This is a genomic window from Kineococcus xinjiangensis, assembly GCF_002934625.1.
Classification (GTDB): domain Bacteria; phylum Actinomycetota; class Actinomycetes; order Actinomycetales; family Kineococcaceae; genus Kineococcus_A; species Kineococcus_A xinjiangensis.
On the sequence record NZ_PTJD01000005.1, the window covers coordinates 222,362 to 233,630 of the forward strand.

The 11,269-nt window shown below is 77.5% G+C and carries 12 protein-coding genes; 8 read left to right on the forward strand and 4 right to left on the reverse strand.

Translation table 11 applies throughout. The features are described 5' to 3' along the window. Positions 1-25 precede the first annotated feature (25 nt). Entirely contained in the window at positions 26-232 is a 207-nt protein-coding gene (locus CLV92_RS09030; RefSeq protein WP_104432472.1) for a hypothetical protein, read from the forward strand. 84 nt (positions 233-316) lie between these two features. After that, on the forward strand, positions 317-511 hold the full coding sequence (locus CLV92_RS20965; RefSeq protein ID WP_146099471.1) for a hypothetical protein: 195 nt from the start codon (positions 317-319) through the stop codon (positions 509-511). Positions 512-553: 42 nt separating this feature from the next. Here CLV92_RS20965 and CLV92_RS09035 read toward each other — a convergent pair whose 3' ends face one another. Together CLV92_RS09035 and CLV92_RS09040 are read right to left on the reverse strand one after the other, a co-directional pair. Further along, entirely contained in the window at positions 554-1,444 is an 891-nt protein-coding gene (locus tag CLV92_RS09035; RefSeq protein ID WP_104432473.1) for a hypothetical protein, read from the reverse strand. Beyond that, the gene (locus CLV92_RS09040) at positions 1,441-2,448 is read right to left on the reverse strand and encodes an SPFH domain-containing protein (RefSeq protein ID WP_104432474.1); all 1,008 of its coding nucleotides are present in this window, start codon (positions 2,446-2,448) and stop codon (positions 1,441-1,443) included. Before CLV92_RS09040 ends, CLV92_RS09035 begins: the two co-directional genes overlap by 4 nt. Positions 2,449-2,532: 84 nt before the next feature. Between CLV92_RS09040 and CLV92_RS09045 the strand changes: the two genes are divergently transcribed. Beyond that, positions 2,533-3,252, forward strand: coding sequence for an NUDIX hydrolase (locus CLV92_RS09045; protein WP_104432475.1), 720 nt, complete (start codon positions 2,533-2,535; stop codon positions 3,250-3,252). A 171-nt stretch (positions 3,253-3,423) separates the two neighbouring features. After that, a complete protein-coding gene (locus CLV92_RS09050; protein ID WP_104432476.1) occupies positions 3,424-4,251 on the forward strand; it encodes an HpcH/HpaI aldolase/citrate lyase family protein in 828 nt (275 codons plus the stop codon). A 31-nt stretch (positions 4,252-4,282) separates the two neighbouring features. Here CLV92_RS09050 and CLV92_RS09055 read toward each other — a convergent pair whose 3' ends face one another. Then, on the reverse strand, positions 4,283-4,627 hold the full coding sequence (locus CLV92_RS09055; protein WP_104432477.1) for a DUF1330 domain-containing protein: 345 nt from the start codon (positions 4,625-4,627) through the stop codon (positions 4,283-4,285). A 126-nt stretch (positions 4,628-4,753) separates the two neighbouring features. On the opposite strand from CLV92_RS09055, the gene CLV92_RS09060 reads away from it, so the two are divergent. The 4 genes from CLV92_RS09060 (at position 4,754) to CLV92_RS09075 (ending at position 9,524) form a co-directional block, all read left to right on the forward strand. After that, positions 4,754-5,569 (forward strand): helix-turn-helix domain-containing protein, encoded by an 816-nt coding sequence (locus CLV92_RS09060; protein WP_104432478.1) that lies wholly within the window; start codon positions 4,754-4,756, stop codon positions 5,567-5,569. 97 nt (positions 5,570-5,666) lie between these two features. After that, positions 5,667-6,242, forward strand: coding sequence for a superoxide dismutase (locus CLV92_RS09065; RefSeq protein ID WP_104432479.1), 576 nt, complete (start codon positions 5,667-5,669; stop codon positions 6,240-6,242). Positions 6,243-6,282: 40 nt separating this feature from the next. Next, positions 6,283-7,860 carry an FAD-binding oxidoreductase gene (locus tag CLV92_RS09070; protein WP_104432480.1) on the forward strand — a complete coding sequence of 526 codons (1,578 nt, stop codon included), beginning with the start codon at positions 6,283-6,285 and terminating at the stop codon, positions 7,858-7,860. 11 nt (positions 7,861-7,871) lie between these two features. Next, positions 7,872-9,524, forward strand: a complete 1,653-nt coding sequence (locus CLV92_RS09075; protein WP_104432481.1) for a glycerol-3-phosphate dehydrogenase/oxidase — start codon at positions 7,872-7,874, stop codon at positions 9,522-9,524. Here the strand turns inward: CLV92_RS09075 and CLV92_RS09080 are convergent. Continuing rightward, entirely contained in the window at positions 9,485-11,242 is a 1,758-nt protein-coding gene (locus tag CLV92_RS09080; RefSeq protein ID WP_104432482.1) for a GMC oxidoreductase, read from the reverse strand. The genes CLV92_RS09075 and CLV92_RS09080 overlap by 40 nt on opposite strands. Between the last annotated feature and the right edge of the window lie 27 nt (positions 11,243-11,269).

An 11,269-nucleotide genomic window follows, 5' to 3' on the forward strand; every position in this document is an offset into this window, starting at 1 on the left:
CCCCCGCGCGAGGAGAGTGACGCAGATGGAGCCCCTGATCGTGCAGAGACTGCGCGACGCCGCGGAGGACCGCCGTGTCGACCCCGACCGCACGGCGGACGTCACCCTGCACCTGATCGGTGGGCGGTCCCTGACCGGCAGCGTGCTCGCGGTGGAGGACGGCGCCGCCTACCTCGACCTGACGGGCGTGCCCACCGTCGTGGACCTGACGACGATCGTCGCCGCCGACTGAGGTCGCCGCGCGCACTCGCGTCACGGGCGATGACGCTGCGTCGGGGCCGCTGTCCCGATGGGGCGACGCCGGAGGGCCGCCCGGGTGAGGCGGCCCGCGCGCCCTGCCGTGGCGAAGCGGCAGGTGCAGGGCGACCCGCAGCCCGACGCGTCCCTGGTGGTCGAGCACGGCGACACCGCCACCGTTCCCGGTGCCGCGCTCACGGCGGACGGGAGGGCCGCGGCGGGGGAGCTGCACCCGGTCCGACGGGACGGCCGGTGGTTCATCGCCGCCGCCTGAGTCCCTCGGCTCCCGGCGGTCCCCGCGCCGGGAGGCCGGGGGTCAGCGCAGCAGGCGCAGCGTGCGGGAGCTGACCTGCACGCTGAGGCGCTGCCCCCACCCCAGGGTCAGCCGGTCCTCCTCCAGCCCGTCGCCGAAGACGACCAGCTCCTCGCTGCGGGCCTCGACCAGGAGCGGCTCGTCGCCTGCGGCCACGGTCCCCGCGGTCAGGGCGGTGCCCGTCGCGGGCGAGGGCCACGCCTCCCGCACGAACCAGGCCAGCGAGGCGTCCGTGGGCGCAGGCAGGGTGCAGCCCGCGACCTGGCGGGCCAGCGAGCCGCACCAGCCCGTGGCGCCGGTGCCGGTGCCCACGAGCACCCCGCTGGAGGCCTGCACCTCCGAGCGCCCGCCCGCGGTGAGGGCGTAGCGGCTGGTCTGGTGGCTGCGGTGCCCGGCGAAGACCTCGTTGAGCGCATGCAGCTCCTGGCCGTCGTCGGTGCGCGCGCACACCATGGTGCGCCGCTCCACGTGCGCGTCGGCGGCGAGGGCGTGCTGCAGCAGGCTCGCCGCGGCCTGCGGGCGGTGCCGGACGAGCACCCCGGGGTTGCGGCCGGGGTCGGGGTCGACGCCGAGCACCACCTGGCCGTCCAGGTACTTCGCCACGTTGGCGACGAGGCCGTCCTGCCCCACGACCACGACGACGTCCTCGGGGGCGAAGAGGAACCGCGGCAGGTCCTCCCGCTCCACGCCGCCGCGGCGCCAGTCCAGCGGCACGGCGGCGGCCACCGCGGTCAGCGCCGCGTGCTGGCGCTCCGCCGCGGCGTCCAGCTCGGCCAGGGTGCGCCCGCGGGTGCGGAGGAAGAACTCCGCCTGCCCGCGGGTGCCGTGGCGGGCGAGCAGGCCGTCCAGCTCGGTGCGCCGGTGCACCAGGACGACGCGCGGTGCGAGGCTCATGCCCGCTCCGGTGCCGCGCCGAGCCGGGCCAGTGCGCCGGTGAGCACGTCGGGGGTCAGCACGAGGCTGCCGATCGCGGGCAGGTTGCCGGCGAGCTCCCGCACGGCCAGCGCGAGCAGCAGCTCCGGGGCGGCGTCCGCGTGCGCGGCGATCCGGGCGGCCTCGGCCGCGGCGTCCGCCTCGCCGGTCAGGCGCCGGGCGGTGGCGCGGGCGGCGGCGAGGCGCTCCTCCCGCTCGGCCTCCGCGGTGGTGCGCACCGTGGAGGCGGCGGCCGCCTCCTCCGCGACGCGCCGCTCGTTGGCGCCGCGCTGGGCGACGAGCTGCTCCTCCCTGCGGGCCAGCTCGATCTGGTTCTGCAGCTCGTTCTCGCCGATGGCGCGCTCCCGCTCCACAGCCAGGGCGCGGCGCGCGTAGGTGGCGCGGTCGGCCTCCTCCTGCAGCTGCTCGCGGGTGGGGGTGCGCAGCGCCTTCTCCACCTCGGGGGTGGGGCGCACGGCGACGACCCGGACGTCGAGGACGGCCACGCCGGTCTGGGCGAGGCGGGTGTCGGCGCCGAGGCCGGTGCCGATCTGCTCGCGGGCCAGGGCGACGCCGGTGACGAGGACGTCGCGCAGGGGGCGGCGGGCGAGGGCGTCGAGGACGTGCTGCTGCGCGGTCTCGGTCAGCAGGGTCGCCAGCTGTTCCAGCGGTGCGCCGCGCCAGCGGCCGGTGGCGGGGTCGAGGGAGAAGTCCAGTCGGGACGCGGCGAGGTCGGGCTGGACGATGCGGAAGGTGACCGTGGCCTGGACGGTGACGTCCTGGAAGTCGGCGGTGCGGGCGTGGAACAGCAGGGGCAGTTCGCGGTCGTCCACCGGCACCTCGGAGAGGACGGCGGTGAGGGGGCGGAACCAGAAGGACTGCGCCACTCCGGAGTGCACGCGCCGGCCCCGGCGCGTGTGCTCGACGTGGGCGGTGGGGGTTCCGCGCAGGTGGCGCAGGAACGGGTAGCGGGTGATGTCGGCCATCGGGGCCCTCCTCTTTCGTCGAGATGACGATAAGCAGGCCGGTCCGTTGTCGTCAACCCGACGACAACGGGCTAGGGTTGCGGAGTGCCGCAGCCCTACGACCCCGCCGCCTTCCCGTCCGTCGCGGTCACCGTCGACCTCGTCGTCCTCACCGTGCGGGCGGGTCGCCTCGCCGTGCTCCTCGTCGAACGCGGCGAGGCCCCCCACCGCGGCCGCCTCGCGCTGCCCGGCGGGTTCCTGCGCCCCGACGAGGACCTGCCGGCCGCCGCGGCGCGCGAACTCGCCGAGGAGACCGGACTGCCGCACGACTGCGTGCACCTCGAGCAGCTCGCCACCTACGGCACCCCCGGCCGCGACCCCCGCATGCGTGTCGTGACCATCTGCTACCTCGCCCTGGCCCCCGACCTGCCCAGTCCCGTCGCCGGCACCGACGCCGCCTCGGCCTCCTTCGTCCCCGTCGACGACGCCCTCGCCGCGGCCCTGGCCTTCGACCACGACCGGCTGCTGCGCGACGGGCTCGAGCGCGCCCGCGCGAAGCTGGAGTACACCCCCCTCGCGGCGGCCTTCTGCCCCGAGGAGTTCACCGTCGCGGAACTGCGCCGCGTCTACGAGGCGGTGTGGGGCACCCCGCTGGACCCGCGCAACTTCCACCGCAAGGTCACCGGCGCGGACGGCTTCCTCGAACCCACCGGGCACAGCACCACCCGCGACGGCGGCCGGCCCGCCCAGCTCTACCGGCGCGGGCCCGCCCGCACCCTGCACCCGTCGATGCCGCGCAGCACCGGGGATCCCCACCCGGGCTGATCCCCGCGGCGGGACCCCCGTGAGGTGATCCGCGCCACGGGTGATCCGCGCCACGAACAGGGCACGCCCGCCCCGCCTGCGCCAGACTCGAACGGCACCGCCGCTGCGCGCCCGCCCGGCACCGCCCGGCCGGGCGCCCCGACCCAGCCCCACCGGAAGGACCCACCAGCCGTGCCCCGCACCGTGGAACCCCGCTTCGCCCGCACCTGGCTGCTCGTGCCCGCCACCGCCCCCGACCGCTTCGACGCGGCGCTGGCCTCGCGCACCGACGCGGTCGTGCTCGACCTCGAGGACGCGGTCGACCCCAGCCGCAAGGGATCCGCGCGCGAGGACGTCCTGCGCTGGCTGCGCGACAGCGGCCAGGGCTGGGTGCGCATCAACGACCGCACCTCCCCGTTCTGGGCCGAGGACGTCGCCGGCCTGCGCGACGCCCCCGGCCTGACCGGCGTGATGCTCGCCAAGACCGAGGCCGGCGAGCAGGTGGAGGAGACCGCCGCCGCCCTCGGCGGGAGCACGCCCGTCGTCGCCCTCGTGGAGTCCGCCCTCGGCATCGAGGACGCCCGCGACATCGCCACCGCCCGCGGCGTCTTCCGCCTCGCCTTCGGCTCCGGCGACTACCGCCGCGACACCGGTGCCAGCGCCGACGCCCTCGCCATGGCCTACCCCCGCAGCCGCCTCGTCACCGCCAGCCGCATCGGCGGCCTGCCCGGTCCCGTCGACGGTCCCACCGTCGGCGGCGGACTGCCCGAGCTGCGCGAGCAGTCCGCCGTGGCCGTCTCCCTCGGCATGACCGGCAAGCTCTGCCTCGACCTCGCGCAGGCACCCGTCATCAACGAGGTCATGAGCCCCACCGGCACCGACGCCGCGTGGGCGCGCGACGTCCTGCGCGCCTTCGAGGAGTCCGGCGGCATCGTCCGCGACGGCAGCGACCTGCCCCGCATCGGCCGCGCCCGGCGGATCACGATGCTCGCGGAGGCCTTCGGCGTCGAGCCGGTCTGACCCGCGCCTCGCCGCTCCCGCGCCGGGCCCCTCAGGTGGGGGCCCCGGCGCGCATCGCGGCCGCCAGGTGCGCCGCCTCGTAGCCGGGCGCCACCCCTTCGACGACGAGGACGTCCGCCCGCAGGTGCCGCGTCCGCAGCGGCAGGATCGCCCGGTAGCCGGGGGAGGAGTACCACGCCCGCGCGGCGGCGGCGTCGGGGAACTCCAGCAGGACCAGCACCCCGGGCCACTCGCCCTCCAGGACCTGCGGGGGCGCCCCGTGGACGAGGAAGCGCCCGCCGTGCGGGTCGAGGGTGGCCTGGATGCGGTCCAGGTACTCGGCGATGTCGGGGTGGGCGGACGTGGTGTGCAGGTGGCCGAGGGCATAGGCGGTCACGGCGGGTCTCCTCGATCTCGTGCGCGTGTCGAGCTGTCGACGCCACGCTCGCGCGGCGCGGTGGCCGCGGTCGATGACCTCCGAGGTCATGGCCGCGGCGGCGGCGGGTGCCTACGCTCGCTCGCCATGACCTCGCTCGCGGTCGCCCGCCCCACCGCCCCGGCTCCCGGCGCAGGCGCGCCCATCGCCGGGAGCCTGCTGCGCGCGTGGCGCGAGCGCCGCCACCTCAGCCAGCTCGGCCTCTCCGCCGCCACCGGCGTGTCCACCCGGCACCTCAGCTGCGTCGAGACGGGCCGCTCCCGGCCCACCGCCGAGATGGTCCTGCGCCTGTGCGAGGCGCTCGCCGTGCCCCTGCGGGAGCGCAACGCCATCCTGCTGGCCGCCGGCCACGCCCCCGCCCACCCGGACTCCCCGCTGCACTCCGAGCGCCTGCGGCCGTGCCTGGAGGCCGTGCGGGCCCTGCTCGACGCCCACGCCCCGTTCCCCGCCCTCCTCGTCGACGCCGAGTGGACCCTCGTGGACGCCAACCGCGCCGTCGCCGTCCTCGTCGAGGCGGCCGCACCCGCCCTGCTGGAGCCGCCCGTCAACGTCCTGCGCCTGTCCCTGCACCCCGACGGTCTCGCCCCGCACATCGGCAACCTCCCCGAGTGGCGCTCGCACCTGCTGCACCGCCTCGCCCGGCAGGCGCAGGCCACCGCCAGCCCCGTCCTCGCGCAGCTGCTGGCCGAGCTGCGCGCGTACCCCGGCGGTGAGGCCGAGCCGCCCGCGGGCTCCGTCGTCGTGCCGCTGCGGATGCGGGCCCGGGGCCGGGAGCTGTCCCTGCTCAGCGCCACCTCCGTCTTCGGCACGCCGCTGGACGTCACGCTCGCCGAGCTGGCCGTGGAGTCGTTCTTCCCCGCCGACGGCCCCACCGCCGCCGCGCTGCGCGAGCTCACCGGCTGAACCGCCCGAAGGGGTGGACCGCGCCCTCCCGCCGGAGGAGGCTGGACGTCCGCACCCGATCCGCACGCCCGCACCCCGTCCGCGAGGAGGAGCCCCCGTGAGGACCCCGCACACCGCCGCCGTCACCGCCGTGGCCGCCCTCGCCGTCACCGTCCTGGGCACGGCCCCCGCCTCGGCCGACGTCGGGGACGGGCAGGTCGTCGTGCTGCACGCCGCGGGCAGCTTCGACCCCTCGGGCACGGGCGGCGCGTGGACCTACGACCCCGCGCTGGTGCCCGCCGGTGCGCGCGCCCGCGTGGTCTCCGTCTCGGTCGCCCCGGCCGAGCGCACCCGCACGAGGCTGTCCGTGCGCGGCCTCCTGCCGGACCGCGCCTACGGCGCCCACCTGCACGTCAGCCCCTGCGGTGCCCTGCCCGCCGCCTCCGGCCCGCACTACCAGCAGGTCCCCGACCCGGCGGTGCCGTCCGTCGACCCCGCCTACGCCAACCCCGTCAACGAGGTGTGGCTCGACCTGCACACCGACGCCCGCGGCCGGGCGGTCGTCCGCGCCTCCAACCCGTGGTCCTACCGCGAGGTGCCCGCCTCCCTGGTGCTGCACGCGCAGCACACCCACACCGAGCCGGGCCGGGCCGGCACCGCCGGAGCCCGGCTGGCCTGCATCGACCTGCGCTAGGCCCGGCACCGCAGCAGGGGCCGGGGAGAGGGGCCGCGACGTGGAGCGCTGGAACGGCTGGGGCGACCCGGACCACGACGTCGCGCTGCCCGCGGCCCTGCCCGGCCTGCTGCTGCACGAGCTGGGCCCCGGCACACCACCCCAGGACGCGCTGCTGGCCGACGTGCTGGGCGCCGCCCCGCCGCCGCGGCTGCCCGCCGGGGACGGGTTCTCCACCGACGCCCTCGACCGGGTCCTGCACGCGCGCGGGCAGAGCTTCCCCGACCTCGTCGCGCTGCGCTCGGGGCAGCTGGGCACCCTGCCCGACGCGGTGGCCCACCCGTCCTCGGCCGCGGAGGTCCGGGCCCTGCTGGAACGGGCGTCGGCCGCCGGTGCGGTGGTCGTGCCCTACGGCGGCGGCACCAGCGTCGTCGGCGGCATCTCCGCACCCCCGGGCGACGCGCCCGTCCTCACCGTCGACGTCCGGCGCATGCAGCAGCTGCACGCCCTCGACGAGCACTCCCGCCTCGCCACGTTCGGCGCGGGCGTGGCGGGCCCGCAGGTGGAGGCGCGGCTGCGGGCGCACGGCCACACCCTCGGCCACTACCCGCAGTCCTTCGAGCGCTCCACGCTGGGCGGCTGGGTCGCCACCCGCTCCAGCGGCCAGCAGTCCCTCGGCTTCGGCCGCATCGAGGACCTCTTCGCCGGCGGGCGCCTGGAGGCACCGGCGGGGACCCTGGAGCTGCAGCCCTTCCCGGCCTCCGCCGCCGGACCGGACCTGCGCCAGGCGGTGCTGGGCTCGGAGGGGCGCCTGGGGATCCTCACCGACGTGACCGTGCGGGTGCGCCGGCTGCCCGAGGCCGACGTCGTGGCCGGCGCGTTCCTGCCCAGCTGGGACAGCGCCGTGACGGTCGCGCGGACCCTCGTGCAGGACGGCACGCCCCTGTCGATGGTCCGGCTGAGCACGCCCGCGGAGACGGCCGCCTCCCTGCTGATGGGCGGACGCGCCGGGCGGGCGATGGCGGCCGCGCTGGACCTGCGCCGCCTCGGCGGTCAGCGCTGCCTGCTGCTCTTCGGGGTCACGGGCGGCGCGGGCACCGTCCGCAGCGCGCGCCGGCACGTGACGCACGTGGTGCGCGCCGCCGGCGGTGTCGGCGCGGGCACGCCCATCGGTCGCAGCTGGCAGCGCGGGCGGTTCTCCGCCCCGTACCTGCGCAACCACCTGTGGGAGCGCGGCTACGGCGTGGACACCGTGGAGACGGCGGCGGTGTGGTCGTCGGTGCCGGGTCTGGTGGAGCGGCTGGAGGCGGCCCTGCACGGCGCGCTGGAGGAGCGGGTGCACGTCGGCACGCACCTGTCCCACGTCTACCGCAGCGGCTCCAGCGTCTACACGACGTTCGTCTTCCGCCTCTGCCCCGACCCGGCGGAGACGCTGCAGCGCTGGGCCCGGCTCAAGGCCGCCGCCCTGCGCGCCATCGCCGAGGGCGGCGGCACCCTCAGCCACCAGCACGGCGTCGGCCTCGACCACCGCGACGCCCTGCCCGCCGAGAAGGGCCCGCTCGGCATGGCGGCGCTGGCGGCCCTGACGACGGCCTTCGACCCGGCCGGCCTGCTCAACCCGGGCAAGCTCCTGCGCTGAGAGGAGTCGCGATGGGACGCGACCTGGTGGAACACGCCGTGCCCGGGGGCCACGGGGAGTTCCCGGCGGCCCGGCTGCGGTGGGACCCCGACCACCGCGAGCGCACCTGGTCGCGGCTGGAGTCGCAGTGGGACGTCGTCGTCGTGGGCGGCGGCATCACCGGGGCGGGGGTGCTGCGCGCCGCGGCCCGCCTGGGCCTGCGGGCGGTGCTGCTGGAGCAGGAGGACTTCGCCTGGGGCGCCTCCAGCCGCTCCACGAAGCTCGTCCACGGCGGGCTGCGCTACCTGGCCCGCGGGCAGGTGGGGGTGACCCGCGAGTCCGTGCGGGAGCGCGACGCGCTGGTGCGGGAGGTCCCCGGCCTCGTCGCGCCGCTGCCCGTCCTGCTGCCGCTCTACGACGGGCAGGCCGCCCGGTGGCTGGCGTACCGCAGCGCGCTCGGCGCCTACGACGCCCTCGAGGGCCGCCTGCACCGCCACGCCGTCGACGCCCAGGAGGTCCGCCTCCTCGTGCCCCCGCTGCGGCGGCGCGGGCTGCGCGGCGGCCTGCGCTACCGGGAGGCGCAGACCGACGACGCGCGGCTGGTCCTGCGGGTGCTGCGCGAGGCGGTGGGCGCCGGGGGCGCGGCGCTCAACGCCGTCCGCGTCGCCGGCCTGCTCCGCCGCGACGGCAGGGTCTGCGGCGTGCAGGTGGTGGACCGGCTGACGGGCCGGGAGGCGGAGCTGGAGGCGGCGGTGGTGGTCAACGCCACCGGGGCGTGGGCGGACCGGCTGCGCGGGCAGGTGGGGGCGCCGGCCCGGATGCGCCCCGTCCGCGGCAGTCACCTCCTCCTGCCCGAGTGGCGCTTCCCGCTGGCGATGGCCGTCAACGTCGTCTCCCCCCGCGACGGCCGCCACGTCAGCGTCGTGCCGTGGGAGGGCGCCACCCTCGTCGGCACCACCGACATCGACCACGGCGAGGTGCCCGACGGCGAGCCGTGCGCCAGCGCCGACGAGGTCGACTACCTCCTGGAGTGCCTGCAGGGGCCCTTCCGGTCGCTGGAGCTGACGGCCGCCGACGTGGTCTCCACGTGGAGCGGGATCCGCCCCGTCGTCTCCTCCGGCGCGGTGGCGTCCTGGGACGAGTCCCGCGGTCACGCGGTGTGGGAGGAGGAAGGCCTGCTGACGGCCGCGGGCGGGAAGCTGACGACGTTCCGGGTGCTGGCGCGTGACGTGCTGGCGGCCGCGGCGCCGCACCTGCCCACTCCCGGGCGCGCTCCCGCGCCCGCCGGGCCGCCGCCGGGTGTGCAGCCCGCCGGTCGCCTCGGCGCCCGCTTCGGCGCGGAGGCCGGTGCGGTCCTCGCCGCGGCGCACGAGGAGGACCGCGAGTTCGTGGCGGCCACGCCCACCACGTGGGCGGAGGTCCGCTGGTCGCTGCGCTGCGAGGCGGTGAACTCCCTGCAGGACCTGATGCTGCGCCGCACCCGCCTCGGCCTGCTGCTGCCGTTCGGGGGTGCGGAGGTGCTGGACCGGGTGGGTGCGCTCTGCGCCGAGGAGCTGGGCTGGGACGCGTCGCGCTGGGCCCGCGAGCGCAGCGCCTACGCCGCCCGCATCCGGGCCTCGCACTCCGTGCCGCCGCGGGAGGCCGCTCAGCCGGCGGACGGGGGGCGGGTTCCGGCGCCGGCGTGAGGGCCGGCGGGCCGCAGGCGCAGCGCGGTCGGGGCGTGCGCGGGCACGGCCGGGCGGTGCGGCGCGACGGGCGGGAGCCGCCGGTAGGGCGCACCCAGCGGCGGGCGCGGGTCCGCCTCGCCCCGGTTCGGCCAGAACGCGGCCGCGCGCTCGGCCTGCGCCGCGATGGTCAGCGACGGGTTGACGCCCAGGTTCGCGCAGACCGCGGAGCCGTCGACGACGTGCAGGCCGGGGTGGCCGAAGACGCGGTGGTAGGCGTCGACCACCCCGTGCTCGGGGGAGCCGCCGATCGCGCAGCCGCCGAGGAAGTGCGCGGTCATCGGGGCGTCGAGGACCTCCCCGGCGTTGCCGCTGGGGTAGCCGCCCACGAGCGCGGCGGTGCGGCGCAGCACGTCGGCGGCGGCGGGGATCCACGTCGGGTTCGGCGGCCCGTGGCCCGGCCCCGACGTCAGCGCGAAGCGCCCCAGGCGGGTGCGGGTGCCGCGCACGGTGATCGAGTTGTCGTGGCTCTGCATGACCAGGCTGATGATCGTGCGCTCCGACCAGTGCCGCAGGCCCGCGAGGTGGGAGACGAGCAGGCCGGGGTGCCGCAGCACCTGCACCAGCCACGCCACCCAGCGGGGCAACCGCCCGCCCCCGTCGGTCAGCACGGTCTGCAGCAGCCCCATGGCGTTGGAGCCGTGCCCGTAGCGCACGAACTCCACCCGGGTGTGCTCGTCGAGGTCCAGGGCGCTCGTGATGGCGGTGCCCCGGGTGAAGTCGCGGCCGCGGCGGTCGCGCCAGCGCACGCTGACCCCGCCGATCGACTCCGAGTTCGTCCGCGTCAGCGCCCCCAGCCGCGGCGACAACCGCGGCAGGTGCCCCTCGGCCCGCATCCGGTGCAGGAGGAACTGGGTGCCCCAGGTGCCGGCGGCCAGCACCACGTGCCGCGCGGTGAACGTCCGCGCCGCGCGGCCGCAGCGCCGGGCGCCCGGGGGCACCGCGTCCACGGCGTAGCCGCCGCCCGGACGCGGGCGCAGCGCCACGGCCGCCGTCAGGGGGTGCACCCGCGCCCCGGCCCGCTCCGCCAGGTGCAGGTAGTTCTTCACCAGGGTGTTCTTGGCGCCGTGCCGGCAGCCGCTCATGCACTCCCCGCACTGCAGGCAGCCGGTGCGGGGCGGGCCGGCGCCGCCGAAGTACGGGTCCTCCACCCGGACCCCGGGTTCCTCCCGCCCCTCGCGGCCGAAGAACACCCCGACCGGCACCGAGGTGACGCGGCAGCCCGCGCCCATCCCGTCCGCCACCGCGCGCAGCACCTCGTCGCAGGGCGTCGTGGTGCGGCTGGGCACCACCCCCAGCATCCGCTCCGCCTGGTCGTAGAACGGGGCCAGCTCCTCCCGCCAGTCGGCCAGGTGCGCCCACTGCGGATCGCGGTAGAAGGTGTCCGACTGCGGCCGGTAGAGGGTGCCCGCGTAGACGAGGGAACCACCACCCACCCCCGCGCCGGCCAGCACGACCACGTCGGGCAGGACGTGGATGCGCTGGATGCCGGTGCAGCCCAGGCGCGGGGCCCACAGGAAGCGCCGCACGTCCCAGGACGTCGCGGGCAGGTCCGCGTCGGCGAAGCGGCGCCCCGCCTCCAGCACGCCGACGCGGTAGCCCTTCTCGCTCAGGCGCAGGGCGGTGACCGAGCCGCCGAAGCCCGAGCCGACGACGAGCACGTCGTAGTCCTCGTCCACCTCCTCGACGCTAGACCCGCGGCGGCC